The organism is uncultured Sulfitobacter sp. (assembly GCF_947502895.1).
Lineage (GTDB): Bacteria > Pseudomonadota > Alphaproteobacteria > Rhodobacterales > Rhodobacteraceae > Sulfitobacter.
On record NZ_CANNBM010000005.1, the window covers coordinates 146,340 to 172,984 of the forward strand.

The following is a 26,645-nucleotide window of genomic DNA, read 5'->3' on the forward strand; positions in this document are numbered from 1 at the left end:
GGCGGTTCCTGTGCGAGGTTACGGATCAATAGAAGGTAAACTGATCCTCGTCCAGCGATGCAAGACGTGTACCCGAAAGGAACATTTCGTTCCCACCGCCAAAGTCAAAGAGCACACCACCCGTGGTCTGGGACGCAGCATCCATCAACGCGCTGTAATCGTCGATCCCGTCTACACCAATCTCCATTCTATCGCCGGCAATCTCGCCTCGGCGTGTGGTCCGGTTTGGTGCAAAGTTATAGATCACATCCGATCCGTCACCGTCGCCAAAGCGGAACGTATCCTGACCGTTGCCACCAAAGAGCCGGTCGTTACCAGCCCCGCCGTTCAGTACGTCTTTGCCGCTGCCTGCATGCAGCCAGTCGTTGCCGTCGCCACCCAGCAGGGTATCGTTTGCCAGACCGCCGAACAGTTGGTCATTACCTGCACCACCCGACAACAGATCACTGCCGCGTCCGCCGAACAGGTTGTCACGCCCTTCACCACCGTAAAGCGCATCCATACCGCGCCCGCCAAACAGATTATCCTGTCCGCTGCCACCGGCCAGAAGGTCACGACCGGTGCCGCCAAAGAGGGCATCGGAACTATCGCTGCCTTCTTCAACGTCGTAGCGGTTCTTTACAGTGACAGATACCGTTGCTTCGGCTGTCGTGTTGCCATCAGTCACGGTGTAGGTGAACTGGTCCAAACCGCTGTGATCGAAATCTGCAATGTAGGTCACTACACCGTTCTCTAGCGTTGCGGTACCATTTGCAGCGTCACCTACACCGGTGATTTCCAATGTCGTGCCCTCATCAGAGGTATCGTTGGTGGTCAGGGCAGCCTGATTGATTTCCAGAGTTTCGGTCACTTTGATTTCAAAGCTATCGTCACCTGCGACTACGGCTGCTTGATCCCCACGTTCGAACACGAGTGCGAATGTTTCGGTTACGGATGAAGTGCCATCTGTCGCTGTAAGTTCGATATTGAAAGTGCCAAATGTTTCAAGCGGCGCTTTGCCTGTGAAGCTGCTGCCGCTAAAGGCCAGCCAGCTTGGCAACGCGCTCCCATCCGCAAGCGTCGCGCTTACGCTGAGGGCATCACCGTCAGGATCATCGAATACCCCTTCAGGCAGCGACGCGGAGAAGACTGCATTGCTGACCAATGGTGCGCCCAAATCATCAATCGTGATCTGGTCAACAGGGTTGGCCACAACGGGAGCATCAGGCGTACCTTGGACCACAAGCGCGAAGTCGTCAGAAATCTCGGATGCACCATCTGATACGACCAACCGCAATTGGGTGCTACCAAAGTAGTTAGCAGGCGGCGTACCAAAAATAGTGAGCGTTGCAGGATCAAAGCCAATCCAGTCGGGCAAAGCACTTCCGTCCGCTTGGGTCAGGGCAAAGCCAAGAGTGTCGCCATCGACATCTTCATAGATGCCTTGCTGTAGCATGATGCTAAACGCCTCATCCTCGACTGCGCTGCGATCGGACAGCGGTGCCTGCAACACAGGGATATCATTGACCGGATCAATGACCAGATCAAAGCTGCGGACAGTCTCATGTACACCGTCCGATGCAGTGATCTCCAGTTCGATCCGCCCGTTGAAGTCCTGAGGTGGCAGGCCTGTGAGTGCCAAAGTTTCGGCGTCAAAAGACAACCAGTCAGGCAAGGCAATTCCACCTGTACGCGTGACCGTAAGTGTCAATGGATCGTCATCAGGATCGCTGACAAGAGTAGGATCAATGCTGAGGTTGAAGGCGGTATCCTCGGTGCCAACAAGTGGATCGATTTCGTCAATCTGTGGGGCATCATTCGGGGCCACCATATCCAGATGCAATTCGGCTGTTGCCGTCTCAGATCCGTCGCTCACTGTAAGGGTAAGCGTAATGCGGCCCTCGAGATCAGCATCCCGCGTAATCACGATATTGCCGCTTTCATCCACCGACGCTGTAACGCCTTCTGCGCTGGTCACGTCAATGACACTGATTGGATCGTTCTCAACATCTGTGTCATTTTCGAGCAGAAGTGCGAGCGGTACAGTAAAGCTGAGTGCATCGCCTGCATCGAACACATCATCACCTGCTACAGGCGCGTCATTTACCGCATCCAGTGATAGTGTCACCTGACGCGCTGTCTGCTCAATGCCGTCCGATGCCACAACCTCCAGAGTCATATCGCCACTGTAGTTCAGCGGTGGCGTGCCTGACAGCTCAAGCGTTTGCGGATCAAACATCAGCCATTCAGGCAGTGGATCGCCACTGGCCAAGCGCACCGAGATTGTCAGCGTATCATCATCCACATCAGTGAAGGCGGTTGCATCAAGCTGGGCTGACAGGGCGGTGTCTTCGGTCCCTTGAATGGCTGCAATTGGCGCGATCACAGGCGCATCATTCACTGCAGCAAAGCTGAGTGTAATGGGGCTGACCGTTTCGGAGTTGGTATCGCGAACAACTATTTCCAGAACAACATCACCATTAAACTCTGCGGGTGGCTGACCTGCAAAAGTCAGTGTGAGCGGATTGAATGTTAGCCAGTCAGGCAGTGCACCACCGTCAACTGCGCGCACATCGATCGTAACGATATCGCCATCAGGATCCGGGAAGTCATCTATATCAAGTGTTGCATTGAACACGCCATCCTCGAGACCCTGCAAGAAGATTTCGGGGATGAATGGCGTATCATTGATCGGCTCGAAATCAATTTCCACACGGGCGGTCCCAAAGGCACCACCCCCGTTTTCGACAGTATATTCGAAAGAGCCAATCCCGTTGAAGTTTTCATTCGGAGTGATGGTCAGCGTACCAGCACCATCGTTCCCAACAGTCAAACCTGTCTCGCCCGAGATGCTTACAAAAGCCATTCCGCTGTAATCCGGATCGTAGCCATTGCGTAGCAAGTCGGAAATCAAGATTGAGAGCGGCTCATCTTCGACACCATCAATGCTATCATCGTTCGGACGTGGATCATCTGGTGTGTTCAAAACCTCGATGCGCAGGCTGCCTGTTACAGGCACGCCAACCCCGTCCGAGATTTGATAATCAAGCCAAGCAATACCGAACGCATCTGCGCGCGGGGTAAACAGATAGTTGCCGTTCTCGGCTTGCTCCAATACGTCCCCGCGTCCGTCAAAGACACCCAAAACAGTCAAAGCATCGCCGTCATTATCGACATCATTGGCCAACAGCACCGCTGGATCGATCTCAAGCGTCGTGTCTTCATCCATGGTGAAGCCCAGGTCGTCGACAGCAAAAGGCAGATCGTTTTCAGGGTTAAGCGTTATCGCAACAAAGCCTTCGGAAGAGGCGCCGCGTTCGTCGGTGACGGTATAGTAAAAGCCAGCATTCCCGAAGTAATCGGCACGTGGAGTAAACGTGGCGACTGTGCCGTCCAGTGTAACTGTACCGTTCACTTCATCACCCAGCGAAGTCAGACTAAAGGCATCGCCTTCGACATCTACATCGTTGAGCAGGAACTCCGCCATATCGATAACGATCTCGTCATCCTCGACCGAAACAATTGTGGCATCCGCGTTGAGCAATGGACCGTCGTTAATCGGCGCCACTTCAAACGTAATCGTACCGGTTGTGCTAAGCCGCCCGTCGGTGATGCGGTACGTCGCTGTGGCATCGCCATAGAAGTTTTCGTCAGGGACGAATTGGTACATGTTGTCGGGCAACGTGAACAGGCGGCCGCCCGTTACAGCCGTATCCAGACGCACGAAGGTGAATGGATCACCATCAGGATCACTGTCATTGGCAATCAACGTGTCGATGTTGAAGGTGACTGGCTGATCCTCATCTGTCTGGAACACATCCGTCACCGCCAGCGGTGCAAGGTTGGTAGAAATAACGCTTACGTTCACGCGACCTACGTCTACACCGTCTGTTCCATCACTGACGACGTAGGTGAACGAGGCCGAGCCAGAGAAATTCGGCGTTGGGGTGAACCGGATTTCGCCATCAACCAATTCGACGGTGCCATTTTCCGCATCGCCAACAGAGACAAGCGTGAGCGGGTCGTCATCTACGTCCGTATCATTTGCCAGCAGGTCTGCTGGCGTCAAAATCAGCGTTGAATCCTCATAGGCATCGACGTTGTCCGTGACCGCTTTCGGCGGGTCGTTAACAGCTTCGATCTCAACGATCAGTTGCGCGGTACCAAGACCTTGAGCATCATCGGTGATGATATAGTCGAACGTCATCGTGCCGTTACGCCCTTCGGACGGTGTGATGATGATATTTGCGCCTTCGTTCCCGTCTGCCTCAATCGCGATGGTCTGGCTATGGGTTTCTGTAGCGTTCGCAACGGTGACATCGATCGACAATTGCGTTTTCACGTTGAAAGGCACTTCGCCAATGAATTCGCCTGTGTCACGGTCTATCCGCAGCCAGAATGGCAGATCGGTGCCATCTGACAACTGCGCAGTATAGATTGCGTCAGCCAATTGCGGCAATTCATCCGCGTAGACGCCCGATGGCGCATCTGGTGCGGGAGTAGCCGGAGTTGTGTCTGGTGCCAGAACACCAGGCAAGACTTCGTCTACCAAGCTGCGCCAGCTCAACGTGCGGTCAAGGAAGCCCAAGAAGTCAACGGTATCGGACACCCAGTCAACAGCATCACCAATGACCTGCAGGCCACCTTCAAACAGCTCGAATGTATAGTCGGCCATAGCGCCATCGAACAGCACCAGATCGGTGTCGATGCCACCAATGTAGGTATCGGCACCTTCGCTGTCATAGAATGTGTCCTGACCCGCATTGCCGATCAGAATGTTATCAGCGGCATTGCCAAAGAACACTTCGTGACCGCCGCCGCCCGTGGCGTTTTCGATTACAGTGCCCACCGCCATCGTCAGGTTGCCATAGCGCCCCCCGATATTGGAGAAAGATGGCGCCAGGGCTGATGGATCGGAAGCCCGCAAATCAATGCGCCCGCTGTTGTCATATCCTGAAAGATCAAGCGTATCGATGCCGCCACCATCCACCAGAGTTGAGGCAGTTTGATCGGCATAGTCAGACCAGTTCGCCCAAATGTCGCTCACGTCGGAGGTAACTGTGGTGTTAAAGCCCCAAGTTGTGTCTTCGGTGAAGGCCCCTGAGACGCCAAAGCCTTGAGAGCCATAGATCGCATCCAGCGCCATCCAGTCGACAACCATCGGTGTCTGGAGCAGCGCAAAGTCTGCCGCGACTTGGAAGTTCTCTGCTTGGCTGAAATACGACATCATTGTCGTCTGCCAACTGTCGTTCTGGAAGGCTTCGCTGCTTCCGAATGTGGCTGTGCCATTGTAAGGGCCTTGGTGACCAAGGCCAAGCGTGTGTCCAATCTCGTGCAAAATGGTCTGGAGGGTGTAGGTCTGATAGCCAGACGCCCCGCCCTGCCAATCCTCGGCAACATTAATGAATGAATGGCGGATTTCACCACCAAAGCCCACAACCGAACTCGCGTAAGCGCCGCTTTCATTGTCTCCGAATACAATATCGGCAACAGCCGTATCGGGGTTGGTGGTTTCTTCGAATACAATGCCCAGTGTTGCTTCGTAGAGCTTGAAGGCTTCGCGGACCAGTTCGGCGCGCTCTGCTGTCAGGCCGTCTTCGTCTCCCTCAAAACCGCTGACATTATACGTGATAACGCCTTCCTTCGGCTCATATCCGCCTTCGGTGACGTTGTAGAAACGATCGTTGCTGCGCCAGTATTCTGTGTCGATGAACACGGCCAAGCCATCAAGATCCTCAAACGTGCCCGCACCTTGAAGTTCGCCTGATTCAAGCGCGTTTTGCAGCTCTTCAACCTGTCGCGCGCAATCGGTGCAAGGACAGCAGACGTTGGTGTCATGAGTTGTAAACCCTTGGCTGAGGCTAAAGCCATAACCGTCTTCACCATCTCCACCCAAAGGCACGTAAGCCCAACCGCTTTGCGCCCCAGTCGGAGCCCCTGTATCGGTCCCGCCCATATCGGCCACAGTGTCAACGCCGGCGTCAGTATCCGTATCGCTGTCTACCGCATCAATCAGACGGATTGCGCCACGGCCCATTTCAATCACCAGACCTGTGCGCATCCCGATAAGGCGGATTGCATCGCCATCTGTATCAAAATCATTTGCCAGCAAATCAGCGATCGGGATGATCAGCTGACCATCTTCGATCATGTTGTAAGTATCATCCACAGCTTCGGGTGCTTCAGGCATGTCGCGCACTTCGACAACAACCAGTGCATCTTGCTCTGAAACTTTCCCTTTTTCATCTTCTGCGGTGTAGCGGACGAGGACATGACCGAAGAAATCTTCGGGCGTGCGCAGTTCAAACCTGTCATCACCATTGCTGACAGAGAAATCACCGGCGTCTTCGAATGTCACAATTTCGTCGATCTGCAATTCGGTGATCAGATCGAACTCAACCGCGCCGCCTGTGGCTTCGATCCGCACTGGCGGCGTGCCAACAAACACCTCGGGGGGCGTACCGGCAAAGGTCATCGTTTCGGCATCGAAGCTGAGCCACTCTGGCAGATCAGCACCACTTTCCTTGCTGGCTGCCAGTGTCGTATCGGCTGCGATGGGCAAGGCGTATAGCCCCTGTTCAGCAAAGAACGCGTCATTAGCGAACAAATCATTTACCGCTGCCAGATCGGGTGCTTGTGGATCAATCCAGACTTCGATTGTGAAGCCATCGCGCCCAAAGTGGCGTTGGTCTTCGCCCAAAAGGCTCTCGATAGGATCAAAGCGCAACTCAAGCTTGATTGGATCAATATCAATGATCGGCGCAGGCTCTGACTGCGTAAGGGTGAGTGTTTCAGGGTCAAATTCGAGCCACAGTGGCAAACGTCGCCCGTTACCTGACGCCATGGTGAAGGCACCGTTGGTGATGTCAAAGACAGCCATTTCCGGCGCGACCGAGATACCCGCTGTTAGATCGGCAGAACCGTCAATCGTAACGTCATGTACGTAGCTTGCGGTGTCCGAGGCAAACGTAACAGACAACGCGATATCAGAAGTATCACCATCTGTACGTGTCCCCTGCAGGCTGAGCGTGCTGACATCAAAGACCAGACCATCAGGCAAGGGATCACCCGATGAAAGAGCCGCTGTAACAGTCACATCCGCACCAAAGGCATTTGCCTTCACACCATAATCGGCTTCGAACGGAGCACGGTTTGTCAGTTGGTTTGTGACCACGCCGAGTACTTCGACACTGTCAAGGAACAGAACGTCGCCTTCGGGGTCAAGATCGTTGCCGAAAATCTCACCCGGAATGACCGTGATGACCTCATCCTCATTACCGAAGGCCAGATCGTCACGAATAATCGGCGCTTTGTTTGAGGGCAGGATCGAAACAGAAACATACGCCGTATCGTACCCACCGTTGCCATCCGTGATCTGATACTGGAACCCTGCATCACCGTTGTAGTCGGTGCGTGGGGTGAAGGCGATCATGCCGTCTTCGTCAAAACGCACGCGGCCATTTTCGGCAAACAAATCCAAACCGGAGATGCTGATGATATCATCAAGCGGGTCGGTATTGTCTGTATCATTGGCCAGCAGCGTTGCCGGATCAAGGATCAGCACTTCGTTTTCGTTTGTCTCGAACGGACCATCGTTGCGCGCAACAGGCGCGTCGTTGATCGGGATCACAGACAGTTCGACTGTAATGGTGGATTCCGCACCGAATTCATCGCGCAAACCATAGGTGAAACCCGCAGCACCAAGCGCATCTGGCGTGAACTGGATGATGCCCGTATCGGCGTCAAACTCCATTGTACCATTCAGCGCTTCTCCCAGACCGTTGAAGGAGAAGTCGTCGCCCTCAATATCGTAGTCATTGCTCATCAGATCGGCGATGTTCAAAGACTCAGTCAGACCAAGACGGATTGTTTCTTCGTCGGTCCCACTGCGCGGAGCATCATTCACAGCTGTCACATCAAGCAAGACCTGTCCGGTAGAGGTCAATCCGTCTGGGTCTGCCAAGACATAGGTAAAGCCAGCAGGCCCGTTGTGATCAGGACGAAGATCAAGCTGAATAAAGAAACCACCCGGTTCGGAGAAGACCGAGATACCATCACTGAGCCAAGCCCGCGCGTTAGAGGCATCAAGCTCATATGGGAGCGAGAAAAGGCTCCCCTCATAGAGATCAATCGGTTCCCCTTCCGTATCGAACAGCGGCAGCACATCGACAATCGACAGATTATCGCCATCAACATCGATGTCATTCGCCAACAGATCGCTCAGGCCAATGCGCCAAGGTGTGTCTTCGATGGCTGTGAACGGGCCATCATCTACACCCTCGGGGGCATCGTTTACAGGAAGGACGTTTACCTCAACCCGTGCGCTGGATTCGCGGCCAAAGGCATCGCGGACAGTATAGTCAAAGAAGGCATCGCCGTTGAAATTGGCGTCACCGATAAAGCTGATCAGACCGTCCTCATTGATCTCGACAGTTCCGTCGATCGCATTATCCACATCGATCAATTCAATGCCATCCGCCGAGAGTTCGACGTCATTTTCAATCAGATCGGCAGGGTTGATAAGTGCCTCGATGTCTTCGATTGCAAGTCGGTAGATATCATCAGCTGCGTTAAATCGGCCCAGACGTTGTAGGGCATCAATCTGATCGCGATCCCAGACTGTACCGTCAGCAAAGACGACTTCTTCGATCCCCGAAGCAGCATCCAAGAAATGGTCAACGATCCGCAGCGTATCGATCAGGAAGCCCTCGTCACGCTCAAGCTCCAGCAACAAATCGTCGCCCTCGCGGATCACAGAAAGGTCTTTGGGGAAGATATCTGCATCCAGCAGCACGCGGTCGGTCTCGGTGCCGTCACCGCTCTCGATTACAACATCGGTGCCACTGTCATATCCAAAGCGGTATGCGTCAGAGCCACCACCACCCGTCATGCTGTCGTCACCCCAGTTACCATCAAAGGTCTCTGCGCCGTCAGTACCGATGATAGTGTCATTGTAGAGAGAGCCGCGCACTTCTTCGATGTTGGACAACTGATCGCCCAATGCATCCCCCGCACCACCAAAGCCGGTTGTCAGGTTCAGCGCGATCCCTTCTTCGGCATCGCTATAGTCGGCGATATCATAGCCCCCACGCCCATCCAGAACATCACCGCCCAGACCACCGCGCAGGATGTTGTCTTGATCATCACCAAGGATGGTATCTGCGTGGAACGAGCCTTGAATGATTTCGATGCTCTCGAAGACATCGCCCGTCGCCTCGCCACCGCTTGCGGACGTATCGGCCATATCGATGACCACACCTTCGCTGGACAGCGTATAGGAAGCAATATCAATGCCGTCTCCACCACGCATTGTGTCTGCACCACGGCCGCCAATCAGCGTGTCGTTACCCGCCAAACCGTCCAACAGATCATCACCGCGGCGACCCGACAGCAAATTGCCCGTGTTATCGCCAGTCAAATCATCTGCATGATCAGAGCCTGACAGGTTTTCAACCGCAACCAACGTGTCACCAGCCGCGTCACCACCGCTGGCTGTAGCGTCTGTCAACGAGATTGTGACACCTTCGTCTGACAAGAAGTAGTCCGCCGTATCGCTGCCCGTCCCGCCATCAATCAGATCGCCGCCTGCACCGCCGGTCAGGATGTCATCGCCCGCATCCCCCTCCAGCGTGTCAGCGCCGCCGCGCCCGTCGATGCCATCACGGCCAGCACCACCTTGCAGCAGGTCTGCGGCATCAGACCCAAACAGTGTATCGCCCCAGTCAGAGCCGATAATCGCTTCGACGTTGTCGATAACATCACCTTCTGCGTCACCGCCCTGTGTCAAACGACTGATTAAATCAACGCGGACCCCTGTGTTGCTTTGCTCAAAACTGACTGTGTCGTTGCCGGCACCGCCATCAATAGCGTCTGCACCGCTGCTGCCGTAAATCAGATCATCGCCACCACGCGCTTCGATGGTGTCCTTGCCCTCGAATGAGGTAAAGGTTTCGCCCAGATCGTTGCCGATCAACAGATCAGGCAGCGATGTACCGTTCAGGATCAGACCATAGGCACTATTGATAAAGCCCGACACTTCTGCGGGATCTTCCAAGCCATCGGCGTCGCGGACGCGGTATTCGATTGTGATGGGGCCAGTGTATCCGTCAGGCACCTCTACAACGATAAACTCGCCCCGTATGCTGGCGGTGCCCACGCTTGTTTCGCCCAAGCCAGCAAACAGAACAGGCTCTTCGTCCACATCAAAATCGTTGATCAGCAAATCAGAGATGCGCACAACCAATGGCACATCCAGCGGGCTGGAGAAACCAGAGTCGTCCACTGCAGTGGGTTGGTCATTCACAGGAATGATGTTGATATCAACAAAGGCTTCGTCGCTGCCCAGAATACCGTCTGTTACTGTGTAGTAAAAGCCGGACTCTTCAGTCTCATTCAGTGCAGGCGTGTAATGGAAATCACCCGTGACATCGTCACGCTCTAGTGTGCCGGTAAACTCACCAAGAACGAATTGCTCAAGCGTGTTGGGGAACCGAGCGCTGATGATGCTTAGCTCATCACGGTCGATATCGGTGTCATTGCCCAGCAGAACTTCTTGCGGGATAATGATGACTGTATCTTCATAGACGTCGATAACATCATTGTTGCCCACTGGAGGGGCATCATCCACGTTCTCGAAATAGAGCCATGCGCGCGCATCGGCAACAGCCCCTTCGGGATCAGAGATAAGGTAGTTAAAGGAGGTCAGACCCCAGAAATCCTGTTTTGGGGTGTAGCGGATGCTGCCATTTTCCAGAAGTTCGACGGTGCCATCGTCAGATTCCGAGACATTTTCAAACTTGATTGCCAGACCTTCGACGTCATAGTCGTTTTGCAGCAGCGTAATCGGAGAGATCAACATGACCGTATCTTCTGTCCCCAAGAGGGCCAGATTGGTCAGGTAATTATCATTGTTTGCGACAGGGGCGTCATTGACCGCTTCCATCTGCACTGTGACGTTTGCAGATGTCCGGCTGCCTTGTCCGTCTTCGACAATATAGCTGAAGCCCGTAGTGCCATCGAAATTCTCACGCGGGGTGTAGAGGATCGTGTCATTATCCAGCAATTCAAAGCGTGCGTAATAACTATTACCCAATGGGCGTATATCGACGACCGTAAGCGGATCGCCATCCGGATCAAAGTCATTCTCCAGAAGCGTATCCACGTTAATGATAAGTGGCATGTCCTCGGTCTGGGTGACCGCATCGTTCTCCAGCACAGGTGCGTTATTTACAGGCTCGACATAGACGAATGCAGTTGACGTGCTGGTCGCACCATCAGGGTCTGCAATGGTATAGCTAAACGAAGCACTGCCATAGAAATAGGTCGTTGGCGTAACCTGCACATACCCGTCATCGGTGAGAGATACCGCAAGATCGGCGGAACCTTCTACCGAGATCAGCTCAATCTGATCGCCATCAATATCAAAATCGTTGCGCAACAACGACGCTGTCGTGATCAGGAAGGGCTGGTTTTCAAGCGTGCCATAACCAGAATCCGTACGTGCGGTTGGTGCATCGTTCACGGGCCGGACTGTCAGCGAAACCTGTGCTTCGGCAATCCCGCCTTCGGGGGTATTGGCAACATAGATAAATCGCGCAGGCCCTGTATAATTGTCCAGTGGCGTAAAGGTCACTTCCCCAGCACTGCTTAGGTTCACGGTGCCGTTCTCAGGGCTATGCACCTGCGCCACGATCATGCGATCACCGTCGACGTCATTAGACAGCAAACGCGCTACGGGGATCGTCAGGAACGTATCCTCGTCCAACTCAAGACCTGTATCGTCCAATGCCTCGGCCTGCGGTCTGATCCGCAGATCAACTGCGGCCGTAGCCTGTCCGTTCCGACCATCCGACAGCGTATATTGCATCTGGGCAGGGCCATAATAGCCCGCCGTAGGGGTAAATACGACATTGCCTTGCGCATCAATTTCGGCAAAACCATTCGGCCCGCCGTCGACTGCGATAATCGAAAGCGTGTCATTGTCTGCGTCAAAGTCGTTGTTGAGAAGAGTAGCTGCATTCAGCACCAAAGGCTCACCTTCGGTCACAGTGAAATAGCCATCTGATTGCGCAACAGGCACATTGTTGTCCAACAGATCAATCATGGTTTGAACTGTCCAGACGACATTGTCCGAGAACACCAACTCTTCGACACCTGCGCCGCCACCAGCCAGCGCATTAAGAATTATCACGCTGTCATCAGGTGACGATGCAAACGTCAGGCGCAAGCTGTCGCTGCCCTTGAATACACGCTCCACCGAAACTTCACTGGAAACAAAATCAGGGAACTCGATGCGGTCGGTGTGGATATTCGCATCCGGCGCTTCGATTATACGATCCGCACCATGTCCCCGAGACACGATATAGGTGTCCGAACCCAGCAGGCCTTCTAGAGTATCCGCGCCTTCGCTACCGGTAAAGATATCTTCGGTATCAAAACCCAATAGCGCTTCGCCATTCACCGTCTGCGCATTCTCAAGCACTTGAACGCGCATTTCCGTGCGGTCCCACTCGGTCCCGTCGTCAAAGACGATGCGGTCGACGCCATCAGGTCCACCCAAGTAGGCATATTCCGGCTCTGGAGCGAGCGCCCCTTCGAGAATGATACGATCACGACCTTCGGTAAATACCAACGCCAAATCGTTGCTGTCGGCACCTGCACGCAAGGCAAAGGCCAGATCAGCTACATTCAGGCCAACCAGTTGCAGTATATCGTCGTCGTCACCTCCGGTGTCGACAATCCGGTCATCGCCGTCACCTTGGGTAAAGACATAAAGATCGTTGCCCTCAAGACCAGACAGCAGATCAGTGCCTGCTCCGCCCTGAATTGTATCAGCAGCGGTTGTACCAATGATTACATCAGCGCCATCAGTCGCCTGACCAGCCACAAGTGCCGCGCGAATTTGCGCAATGTCGAAAACAGTACCATCATCGGTCAGCGTCACTGTCGAGAGCGCGGTAACACCCTCGCCCAGTGCATCGGTCACAATGATCTGGTCGCCCACATCAGCCAGCCTGATAATCAGATCCGGCCCTTCTACGCCACGACGATCAAAGCGCAGATCAGCGATGGTGTAACCTGAGATTTCAATCGTGTTGGCCACGTCCTCATCATCGACAATGATGTCAGAGCCGTCACCACGGGTGTAAACGTATAGATCCGACCCATCATTGCCCAGCAGACGGTCATCGCCTTCCAGACCTTCAATGGTATCCGCGTTGAGCGTTCCGGTCAGGCGATCGTCGCCATAGCTCGCCTGCGTACCCGCAGTAGCAGCGATGTTCACAAACTCCGACCGTTCCCAAGTCGCGCCATTGTCAAATTCGATCCGCTGCAAACCGTCATAGCTATAGCTGCTGGGGTTCAGCGTGCGTAGCGCCGAAATCCGTCCACCGTCACCTGCGCCATCTGCGCTGTCGGCAATGACAATTTCGAGGCTGAACTCGAAGCCGGGCTTGAGGGTAACATCTGCTGGATCAACTCCTTGCAAACGTAGCACGTTCATTTCGGAAGAGCCGCCAGAATCGTCTTGAATGATGTCGTTCCCGTCACCACGCGCCCAAAGATAAAGGTCAGATCCTTCGCCACCCGACAACACATCGTCGCCGCCGCCGCCAATCATAGTATCGGCGCCATCACTGCCATTCAGCAGATCATCTCCGCTGGTGATCTGTGCCGCAAGAATGCGCGCTTTGATTGCTACTTCATCCAGCACAACGCTGTCGCCTATCAGAACCTCGTCTACGCCTGCAGGGGTGCTGGCGGCGTAACTACCATCACGCCCTGTAAACATGCCCGCAACAACAATGCGGCCTCCATCTCCGGCGCCTTCAACGCTTTCGGCTATCGTAATAACCAAGCCTTCGACGCTCAGACCGAATGTAACTTGTTCATTTGTCACGCCAACCAGATGCAGCCTGTCACCCGCAGGTGCCTGACCCGTATAGGGAGTGCCTGAATTCAGCAGATCGACGTTGTCCACATTGCCAGGGAAATCGCCGCCCCCGCCTCCGCCATCAAGGATTGGCGCGCTTGCACCGTTATCCATGATGAAGTCGTCGCCATCCCCGTGCTGCCAAACGTATAGATCAACACTATTGCTGCCGATTACCGTATCGTTACCGGCACCGCCTTCCAGTGTATCGCTAAGCGGTGTGCCAATTACACGGTCATCGCCCGCTGTCTGCGTCGCATCTACAGCCGCAGCAAGCATCTGCTCCAAGCTGCGTTCGCTATCGTCAGCAAATACAAAACGCTCGATCGTGTTGTTGCCATAATAAGAAGTCGTCAGCCCGTTCACGATGCGAATACTGCCTTCAATCGCACCACTTACAGGGTTTTCGTCGATCATCAGGAAGACATCATTTCCTTCAACCACAAGACGCACGTCATCCACATTCAGATCGGCGAACTCCAACACATCGCCCGCACCATCCTGACCGCTTTCTACGATCACATCATGGCCGTCACCATTGTTATAGATATAGGTGTCTTCATGGCCCGAAGTGATGATGACGTCATCACCTTCCAGCATCTCGTAAACACCAGCGGTACTTGGGTCTTCAATGACATCATTGCCCGATGTTGCCCCTGCAATTCCGAAGAACGGGGCAAGCTCCGCACTGCCCCAGACGGTTGAATCGTCAAAAGTGATCGACGCAAGTCGCGGCCCTGTGGTGCCGCCAAAATCAGTGGCCCCCATCCCGTCAAGGAAGCGGATCGTGCCGCCGTCGCCCGCATCAACCATACTCGGTGCAATGCGGATCAGAATATCACTGTCTTGTACCGAAACAGTAACTGCGTCAGGGGTAACACCCTCCAGCGCGATAGTGGCAAGCGCAATGTCATCATTGGAAAGCGGTGCGGTGATCAAATCGTCACCATCGCCACGCGTGTAGATGAACGTCGTATCTGCACTTTGGGACAGCAGGGTATCGTTCCCTTCCAACCCTTCCATCGTAATCGGTTCGTCAAAGCCAAAGCCGCGCTCAACGACATCATCGCCTGCGGTCGCCGCTGTAAATGGCAGCAGACTGAGCAGCATACCACCTGTCAGGACGGTGCCACTATCAGCGAGCGTGAGTTCGGCACCGCCAACCTCGTCAATAGATCCAAGCCATATCTGCGCTGCATCAGAGCCATCAGGCTCCCGCGCGGCGATCTCCAAAACAACATGCTCGTTGCGCATGAATGCACTTAGTTCAGACTGCACAACACCTGTCAGGGTCAGCTGCGCACTTAGCACCTGCGACCCTATGGGGCTATCATCGTCACCAAATGGATCATCTCCAATCGGGCGATCATCACCTGGTCCGTCAAGGAATGGACCGTCAGGACCATCCAGAATCGGACCACCCGGACCGTCGGGTCCACCAGGGTCGCCGCCGTCGACAACATAATCAGGATCAGAATCCACCACATAGCGGCCCGATTCCACACCACGTTCAAAATCAAAACTCGCAATGAAGCTGCGTTGATCGGCAGTTTCGGATGCAACAGCCTGCGCGACCATATCATTCAGGGACAGCGTGGCGCCGCCATCAAATTCAAACCCGTCAATCTGGGTCTGGCTTGGATCACTGGCAGCGTAGAGAATGGCAAGGCTTGCATCGGGATCACCCCATTCCAGCACCAGCATCTTTTCGTCATCACCAAAGGAAGACACATCGGTCAACAACCATGGTGTAACATCCGCCAGATCCACACCAGTCAGGACGATATCCATGGTGCCCTGATGGCTATAACCTGGCTCATCATACATATCGATAACGTCATGGCCTGCATTTGTTGCAGGCACTTCAAGACGTATCGCCTGCGTCCCAGGCGTGTTGGAGCCGCTAAAGACAACCCACTGGTCGCCATCGGGTAGCACGACAGTTTCGGCATCATCCGCAATTTCGAGAAATGAAGGTTCTGTGGTGGACCATTCAAACGGAATGGTCGCGTCACGCACATCGGAATCGTACCAATACGATCCATCCTCAAACTGAATGGAGTAGATCCGGTTTTCGCCTTGTTTGATCCAAATGCGATCGTCGGTGCCAATCACCTCAATCGCAATATCGCCTGTATAACGCGATACGGGGCTTTGAACGATGCGAATATCTTCGGCCGCCAGATCAGGCAGCTGTATCTCAAGCGTGCTGTCAGGATAGAACAGATCACCCATCGAGATAAGATCCTGCCCGTCGCCACGGCGGAAGATCACTGTCTCGCTGTCACCATCACCATAGTTCTGGTCGGGCACGATAACATCATCGCCCTCACCGCCCTCGAACGTATCGGCCCACCCCTGCCCCAGCAGCGTGTCGTTGCCGGCAGTTGGCGCATTGCCCGCCGCAGTTGTCTGGGTAGAGACAGCGCGCGCGTCCAGATCAGAACGGGTCCACACTGTACCTGCGCCGTCGTCAAACACGACTTCGAATACATCAGCCCGACCTGTCCGGCCATCACCGCGCATTTCGATCCGGTCGTCAGTACCGTCAAACGTAAGAATGAAACCCTGCTGCGAATAAACATCGCGGGTCACAGTCACTTCGTCCGGCGTATAGCCGCTTAGCTCAAGCGTCGCGGAGCTGTAGCTTTCATTTTGCAAAATCACATCTTGCCCGTCACCGCGGGCAAATATGATTGTATCGTCATCCAGATCGCCACCAATGGTATCGTCACCCAGACCGGCATTAATCGTCTCGGTGGCCCCAGAAGCGCGGATCAAATCGTCACCCGCAGTCTGCTGTGCGCCCAACATTTGTGCGACAACCTCAGTGATGCTGATGGTTGTATCTTCGAATTCGAACCGCTGAACAGGCTGGCCGTAGCGCCCGGGGTTGAAGCTGGAGGTGTAGAACGCGTTTTCGATCCAGACACGGTCATCGGTGCCAGGGAACGTAATCAGAAGGTCTTCGGCCTCCAGATCTGAAATATTGAACTGCGCATCAGCAAGGTCGCGCCCTTCAAAACGGATCGCATTTGTCTCATAGTTTTTGCGGTCCTCGATACGATCCTGACCACCACCAATTGCAATGACATAAACGTCAGAGCCATCACCGCCTTCTAGGAATTCCGACGCCGAGGTAGTTGCAATTTCCTCACTGCTGGAAGTGCCTGTTACCAATACAGGGTCCGCAACTGTGTAGCCTTCGTTCAAGCGGCTCTCGAGGTGACGGCGTTCCCAGACTGTGCCATCGGCAAACTGGATGAAGTTCACTCTCGCTGTTGAGTAGAACCCGTCATGCAATCCGTCTTCCAACACAACTTGCTGGCCGCCGCCCAGATCAAGAATAACATCATTGCTCGCAAGGAAGGCAGGTTTGATAACGCGCACTTCGTCCGGCACGTGATCGGGCAGAACCAAGCGGTTATTGTCATACGTAAAGCCGCTTTCGTCGATAACATCACGGCCTTCTCCGCGGCGGATGATGTAGATATCTGTGCCGCCGTCTCCTTGCAGGGTGTCGTCGCCCTGACCACCGTAGATCGTCTCATCCGCATCCGTGCCAAGGATTTCGTCGTCAAAGGGTGTGCCCTGCCCCAAGGCTTGCGCCAACATCGTGTCACGGTTGAGTACTGTGCCATCGCCAAATACAACGGAATCCACCCCGTGCAGTTGGGAGTCATAGCGTAGAACAATCTCGTCATCCGTGCCGATAAAGGTCAGGACCAGCTCGGTCCGCGCATCGGCATCCCACGTGCGGGTGCTACCACTGGACACAGGCAGGCTCACCACCATTTCGGACGGCAGATAACCTTTGATCCTGAGCGTATCAGTGCCGTCTGTGTCGGCAATTACATCGCGGCCATCGCCGCGCTGGAAGACGAATGTGTCATCACCATCGCCACCAAAGATATCGTCGTTGCCACGCCCGCCTGTTATCACGTCATCCAGAACGGTTCCAAAAACGACATCATCTCCATCGGTCTGCTGGGTTTCGATCAATGCCGCCAGAATATCAGCACGTTCCCAGACGACTTCGTCGCTAAAGCGCAGAACAGGCAGAATGTCGGCAGTGCGACCACCCGTAATGATGATCTGATCACCGCTTTCGGGGAAGCCGATTGTCAGGTCAGTGCCATCAACGCTGGTCACACGTACTTCGGCTTCCGACGAAGCCAAATCTCCAAAGACGATCTCGGCCTCACCTACCTCATCAGGCGGAGTGATACGATCGATGCCGTCCCCTTGGTTGAACACCATGCGGGTGTCTTTGCCCATAATGACAGCGTCAAAGCCAGGGCCGGGCAAAAAGGTGTAGGCCGCAGCCACGTCGGTTCCATCCAGCACGTCCATACCGATGTTTGTCTGCGCTTGCAGCACAAGGCTGCGCGCCTCAAACAGGCTCAGAACATCGCCGTTTTCGAATTCGAAACTCTCGATCCAATCATTCTCGTCCGACGAGGCACCTTGCAGTACCACCAAGGTCTCCCCTGTCAGATTCAGCGTGACAATCAGATCGTCCACCAGACGGCTGAACGTCACATCACCCAGGCCAATGCCCGCGCCAAAGACAATCTTGTCTATCCCGCCAGTATCACGGGCGCTATCCGCACCGTCGCCATAGCCAAAGCGGTAGGTATCATCCCCTGTCCGCCCTTCCATCGCGTCAGAGCCTTCGCCACCAGACAGATCATCCGCACGGTTCTCGAAGCCGATCAGCTGGTCGTCAGCCTCTGTGCCGATCAACATACGGTCGCGTAGTTCTTCCAGTGTCCACTCGATATTGCCGGCAAACTGGAACAACTCGACGGACGTATTCCCAAGCCCGTTCACGATGGTCAGCACGTCAGTGCCATCACCAAGGTCGATGATCAGATCATCACCCGAGCGGCGCAGGATCAACGCTTCCGGGTCAACTGTTGCACCGAAAACGATACGGTCCAACACAGCAGGATCATCCAAACGTTCCTGAATACGGTCGAGATCGTATTCCACGCCAAAAGAGTAACTGTCGGCCCTGATGCCGCCAATCAGCTCGTCATCGCCCTGACGACCGTCCAGCACATTTTCCTGATCGTAGATGCCCTGAATGATGTTGTCGCCGCGGTTGCCACCCTCAATCTGCAAAATTTGTTCAACTTCACGGATGGTTAGCGTGCTCTGGTCGTAGAACTTGAACCGCTCGACACCTGATTTGGTATTAGCGAATTGATCGCGGATCCGAAGTGTATCGCTGCGCCCTGCAATCGTGATGACCAAGTCATCGCCCGACTTGGTAAATTCAATGTTGTCGCGGGTGATGTCGCCGCCAAACTCGACTGTGTCCTCAATTGTTTGGGGTACATGACGGTTGTCTTGCCAATGCGCGGCCTCGCGCACGTCGATGATCACATCATTCCCATAGCCCGCATCAAACACATAAGTGTCGCCACCATCGCGGCCAACCAACGTATCATCACCCGCGCGACCATCCAGTTTTTCCGAGAAGTTGGAGCCATCAATCTGCTCGCTTGCCGATGTGCCAACAAGATCGATATCTTCAGGGTTAAGATCGGTAAACACCATTACCCGATCAGCAAAGACGAACTCTTCAACAGCAAAGGCCTGACGACCCTCGCGCACATACTGGTTTTCCAGGAAAAGGGTTTCGCCAGTGCTGTCCAGCGTAATGATCAGATCAAGTGCCGTGCGCCCGAAAGTGACATCCTCGACCGAGATATTGCGCAGCTCGACACGGTCATAACCGCCAGTGTCATAGATCGTATCGGACCCGTTGAGCGGTTCGAATACATAAAGGTCTCCACCGCCCTGACCCACCAGCGTGTCATTACCAGCACCACCATCAATACTATCGGCAATGTTGAAACCGTAGATAACATCGTCACCATCTGTTTTTGCCGTGGTGACATAGTGCTGGAGAAGTTTGTACCAGCTCCAGACCGTCCCATCGGCAAATTCAAATTCTTCGATCCGGTTAACATATCCTACCAGCGGTATCGCGCGCAGAAAGTCACTCATCACGATACCGTCTTCGGTACCACTGATGTTCATCCGGATTGTGTCTGTTGAGCCATCACGGACGTAGTCAAAGTCATTCCAGCGCAGATCATCGCGGAACAGCACACGGTCAGTACTCGCGGGGGCAAACAACTCCAGCTTAATGCTGGTATCATCGTCGCGGATCAGGTCTTCACCATAACCTCGGCCGAATACATACGTATCAGACCCTTCAAGCCCTGAAAGGTAATCATCACCCGCACCACCATCGATGCGGTTGTCATTGATGAAGCCATAGATAACATCATCATCGGCCGTACGTGCGTCCCGTAGAACCAGCGACATTACCTGTTCAATGTCCAATGACGCGCCATTTTCGAACACAAAGCGTTCGATCATGAAGGGCGAGACAAACTCGAACTCCAGTGAGGCGTCAAACTCCCCCAAGAAACCGGGGATCGGATTCCGGATGCCAAAGAAGAGGTCTTGGATCTCTACGCTATCGCCCGTCAGCTGGTCATCGACGTCCAATATCTGAATCAGCAGGTCGTCGGATGCCCCTTCGCGCACAAAGCGCATGTTGCCAACATCGATGCCCTTTTTGAAGAACAAGAAATCAAGACCGCCTGTCAGGGGACCAATCGCGGCCTGTGCGGCTGTGTTCTCAAAATCGGTTGCTTCCCCGATGACATCCTGACCATCACCAAGGCCAAAGAAGTAATAGTCGCCGCCTGCCCCGCCGCGCATGACATCATTGCCCTTGCCGCCGCGCAGCACATCGCCCGACCCTGAGCCAATGATAACATCATTGCTGTCCAGTTCCTGACTAACTTCCATGGCAATCTTGAAACGGTCAAACACCGTGCCATCCCCGAAAGCGATCATATGTATGCCGCTATCGCGACGGCCACTTTTCAGCAGCGGATTCAACTCACCAAGGAAGTGATCCACAACGCGCAATTCGTCATCGGGGCGATCATTGAAATGGATCACCAAATCTTCGCCGTCACGTGACAGTGTTACATCATCGGGGGTAAGACCTGTCAGGCGCAGATCATCCTTATCACCATCATCATAGTCGATGATCGAGTCTATACCCGTCTGGCCGCCCGCAAAATAATGATCGGTACCATCACCACCCACATACAGCTGATCGCCTGCGGTCATGTACATGTAGTCTGATTGTGAACTGCCATAGACTTCGGTGGCTGTCTCGTCATGATCGCGCAGGCGGTCTTCTTCCAGCTGCAAAGCATAGAGTGCGCTGCGAAGATCAAGCGGCCCGGGGTTCGCTTCGATCGCGGGAATGAGGTTTTGCACCATGAACGCTTTGTCAACGCGGATACCCACGCCACCGTCATTACCACTCCCGTCAGGCTGATAGTCCGGTACAACCTGCGCCAGAATCTCGCTCCAGCTATAAAGATAGTCTATGGCTGCATCGTATTCGGTTGGCATCGTATTGAGGACTGCCTCAAAAAACGGTGTCAGTTCACGGTCAGTCGCAGGGCGGAAAATATCGCCTTCGGTGTCATATTCCAGCGAAGCACCATATTCCGACAGACCACCCTGAAACGCCATACGCACGGCAAACGCATTGGCCGAAATAATGTACTGCGGTACGATCTCGTCCAGCAGATCAATCACGCGGTTAATACCAGAAGTATAGCCGTCGCTCAGATCGGCATCGGGCAGCTCGTCAGGGCTAACGGCGTAGGTGATCACACCTGTGGCGCTATCAATCCCTGCACTGAGCATGATGGGCTGGAATTCAAAGCCAGAAAACAACATAGCAAAGTTGAACTGGCCTGGTGTCAAAATCTCGACACGGTTCTCACTGTCATCGGTCGAATTAACCTCGTCCAGGGTCTCAAAATCGACTTCGTAGTTTCGCAGGTTAAACTCTTGGGCAGTGCCGTATTTTGCCTGTAACTCAAGCGCGCGATCAAGGTTGCGCGCCCAAACGTAAAAGCTGCCATCCTCATCCGTCATTTCAACGGTGTAATCGACAACAACGCCGTCAACACTTCTCACGCCAATCTCGGCGACAGGCAGATCGGACAACGGGTTATGGCCCAATGACTCCTGACGCCATACCTGACCTGCAGGCAGATCGCTGGCAAACAAATCCTCTAGTGTCGGCTGTACAATGGCCGCACCTTCTGCGTCCAAAACGGGATTGCCACTGGCCAATATCCATGAACCATCGGGCGCCTGTTCAGCATAGTCCAGAACCGTGGCGCGGCCATCGGCGATTTGTACGAGATAAGGCAGCTCTGCGCGCGCCTCCAACGGCGCTGCGCGGCTGGCGGGCGAGAATGTCTGCGCCAGTTGCCAGTCATCCCCCTGCGCAAGAATGTCGGCCATCACCGGCCGTTCGATTTCCACGCCGTTGCCGTCCAGCACAGGATCACCGCTGTTCAGTGTCCAATAGCCGCCAAGCGCGTCTTCGACCCATGTTGCGCGGTCCAGAACTGTGCCCTCACCTGTCGCTTCGCTCAGGCGGATCGGGGTCAACTCGTACGTATCGCTTTGCACAAAAGACCACTGGCCCAGTGTTTCGCCAGCTTGGGCGCGCAGGCTTCGCATGTCCGGCACGGTCATCGCCTGCGAGGCTGCCTCGGCAAGGTCGGCCAGTTCAAGGTCGTTGGCCATCGCAACCTGAAGGTTCACCAGATTACCGTATCCACGGCTTTCGATCTGTGGGGCTTCAACCACACCGATTTCGCCACGAAACGATGTGAATGTCTGACTTACGTCAAATATAGCATCATAGACTTTCTCGATGCGCCCATCGTCATATTCGAAAGACCCTTCGCGCAGCAACCGCGTGCCCGTAGGCATGACGAAATCGCCCATGTCCTCGCCCGAAACATCAATAGAGGTGATGCCCAACTCATCGAGACTGAACAACTCTCCCTCATCGGTGATGCCATCACTGTTGATATCTCGCCAAACCTGAAGCTCTGCAAAGATCGCATCAGCCGCGGTGATAACCCCGTCACCGTTTTCATCAAACTCGGCCAGTTCCGCAAAGCCAGAGGCACCCACGCCACCAAACATTTCGGAGACATCAAAGATTTTACCGTCCCCATCGCGGTCATGCACGAGGAAGCCATCATCACCGCCCAGCCAACCTGTCCGCTCGGCGAAGTAGTCGCCGTCAAAATCGAACGAGACGTTCACCTCACCCATCAGCAGGGTTTCAAGACCATCACCGTCAAGGTCCAGCACAAGCGGGTCAAGCCCTTCGTCCCAGCCCAGACGCTTGATATAGATAACGGTCGCACCCAACAGCGTGTTGATTTTTTCCTTGAGCGGCAGAATACGGTTCCGCCCTCCGGGAAATCCCGGAATCCAGGCGTAGATATCCAACAGCGGGTTGGATGATTTGAACTTCATCCCCATGTCACCATCGGTATCGGGCACGAAATCTTCCAGCACGCCAAGCACCAGCTTGATCGCATTGGTCGCGTTTTTAATCGCGGTTTTACCGTCTTTACGGAAACCCGCACTCCACCTTACGGTGTCAAAATCAAAGTTGAGAAACCGCATCGAGCCGATGGTCGAAGGGGCCTGATCGCCCCATGACGCACCGTTGTCGCGGCCATAAAAAGTGACAAACTGGTTGGTCACATAGAATTCGTCGCCCATCCGTTGGTAATCAATAAACGGCAGGAAGTAGTCATGGTACACAGGTGACGTAAATGTTGCCAAACCAGAGACCGGCACAACAGCATCCAACAAGAAATGCAAAGGACCAAACGGCATGTCCTGCGCGCCGCCGACCAACGGCAGACCCCAGTAATTGAGGATGTCGTTATCACCCGGATCGAACACCGTGACATTAGGCGAGAACCAGATGTTATCTGCGTTTTCGCGACCCGCAAGGCCCGCACTGTTGCCGCTGCCGTTATAGGTGTCACCGTAGATTTTGCCGTCAATGCTGTTGTTGTAGATCCAGTCACGGCCCTTGCCGCCCACAGTGATCGCTTCTTCACCGTACCATGCCTGCACGGTATCATCACCGTCCCCACCGTTAAGGACACGCTCCTTTGCGCTGTTCCCGAAGGACAGGCCAACAACAACATCATCGCCATCGCCGCCAAAGGCTTCGACCTCGTGACCGTAAACAACGATCACATCGTCGCCATCACCGCCCTGCGCAGTTGATCCTTCGCCTCCATCTTGGGAAATCTGACCTTGGGTCCGCGTGTCACCCAACATCAAAACATCGTCGCCGTCTTTACCCAGCAGTTTACGCGCGCTTTCACCTACTGACCAAAACACCTCATCCGCATCCGAGCCTGTGATGCTGGCTTCGATATTTTTGAGATGAACAAACGGTTTGCCTTCGGCAGATGAAATCTCTTCCTCGGCGCCGCTTGGTTTCGGCAATTCGCTGGCAAAGCGGTAGGCCAGTGCGAGGGTTTCCGCCGCATAAATCCCGTTGAAGTCAGACCGTTTCGGCGCATCATCAAAAAGCGTTTCCGTCAGATATCCGTTGGTGCCATCAGTGCTGATCGCGCGAACACCATCAGAGCCTTCCACCTTGATCTCGACAGGTTTGCGGTCCTGATTGCCACCCGATGTGGCGGCGGCGTCACCCGGCAAATGCGGCGCATCCGACATTTCGCGCCCGTCAAGCGCCCAAAGAGTCGTCAAAAACTGCTTGGATTCATCCTTTAGCTTAATCTCGTTTTCGTTGTCCGAAAGGATGATAGTCTCAATCCCCGACATCCGGTCGGTTGAAACATTACCGGCACCTATCGCCTTTTCAGCCCGAATGTGCTGAGTGGCAGAACCAAGCGTCAGCGTGAGCCGCTCAAGCTCTGTGCCCTGCTCATTGCCGTCTTCGTCAATGTATTGAATGTCGCTAAGCAGATAAGAGACAACATCACCCGCATCCGAGCTATCATGCGCGCCACCGATCATAAAATCAGCACCCGGGCTGACAAACATCAGGTCATTGCCTGCGTTACCAACCAGCGCGTCATCATCGTAACCGCCCTGCAATACATCTTCGTTCGCCGTGCCAAACACAGCAAAGTCACCACCTAATGGAGCAAAGCCGTCTTGTTCGTTGCCCGTAAACTCTTCGCGGACTTCCTGAACACCTTTGAGGTATTCCAGAACCCGCAGGCTGACACCGTCACTGGTATCCAAATCCGCTGGAACAAACATTACACCATCAAAAGTGGTGTCAGACTTCAGGATTTGTTCTGGCGTCTGGCCTACGGATTCAGACAGTTCTTTGATTTTGTCAACGACAGGCTCTAGACCTTCTGCGAGGTCGAAAAAGTTGCGCACCGATAGCGTATCATTGTCAGTGTCATCTTCTGACTGGGTCTCGACCTCCAGCATTTCGTCGCCAAACCACTTGGCCCATTTACCAGCACGGACCAGCAGATCGTCAACTTCCGCAACCACCGGCGATCCACTGGCGGAGCCGTCATAGGCGTACCAAGCCAACTCAACGGCGGAGCGTACGAAATCGATACTACCGACGATCTCGAACATCGTCGCAGCATAGGTTTCGCTTGGGTTAACCAGTTTGATCAGAACATCTGCTAGGCCACCCGCATCTGTAATTGCGTCCGTCGCTGCCGCTTCCAAATCGCTGAGAGAGAGATTACCAGCCTGATCCTGAATAGAAGCATCCAGCAAAGCGCGAACAGCGCCTTCAGACAAGCCTGCTTCAGAGCCCACAACATCCATTGCAACCTGCAGCGCAGACACAAACGCAAGCCCCGAAGCCGCAAGATATGTTGGCCCATTCTGGCCCTGAACCTGCTCGGAGAAATCTTTCGCCGCTTCGCGCAACTGGCGCAGCGAGAACGAGGCTAGCACCAGCTTTCCGTCACCCGTACCGCCCGAAATATTGGTCATTTCAACATGTTCAGGCGTAAAGTAGTTGCCCTTCATGTTCACATTACCGGCGATATCATCTTCACTGGGCTCAACTGACTGCGCATAATAGGCACGGATCGCAGCACGCTCGGCATCTGTTACATTATGTAGCGGGTCAAGCAGCGCATCGCGGTCAAAATCTTCACTGTCAACCGGCACGTTGTCGTAAACAAACGCTTCACGCAGCGCCATATCATTTGCGTTCAGAAACAGATGCCCGTCACGAGACAGGTCTGTCGTCAGAAATGCTTCAGTTGTCTTTTTGACCTTCGACTCGATCAATGTGTACAGGGCATCGCCGGCACTTTTCTGGAGTTTTTCTTCCAGCGCACTGATGTTTTCCATTTCGCTTTGGGCAATGCGCCCGCCGTTCCCTGCACCGGTACGCCAGAGCGCATCAAACGCTGCATATTCATCACCGATCCGCGTCATCAAATCGACGAAGAACCTGTTATATTCGGCGTGCACGCCATCATAACCACGGTGCATCGCCATGCCCAGATTGGCCGCGGTCAATTGGTCGGAGGACAGGAAAATACCATTTGTTGAATCATCAACATCAAAGCTCTTGTCGTTTGCGCCATATCCTTCGGTTATCGCCGAACGAATACTTGCAACGCCTACAGCCTCCACCGGGATTTTGTGATGTGCCTGAAACCCGGTTTGTGGTCCGCCCAACTGTGACGTCAACGCGCCACTATTCCGGTCAAAATTAAACGACATCACAGATCCCCCCCGCCGTTCTGGCGGTCTTCTCAAAATCACATCCGGCTATCGGGCCGGCAGTATTCAACACCGTCTGCGGACCAGCAGCACAACGGATGTT

At 54.2% G+C, this 26,645-nt stretch carries 1 protein-coding gene; it reads right to left on the reverse strand.

Features of this window, described 5'->3' with window-relative positions; genetic code table 11:
• Positions 1-25 precede the first annotated feature (25 nt).
• Entirely contained in the window at positions 26-26,542 is a 26,517-nt protein-coding gene (locus tag Q0903_RS17315) for a tandem-95 repeat protein (protein ID WP_299417405.1), read from the reverse strand.
• Between the last annotated feature and the right edge of the window lie 103 nt (positions 26,543-26,645).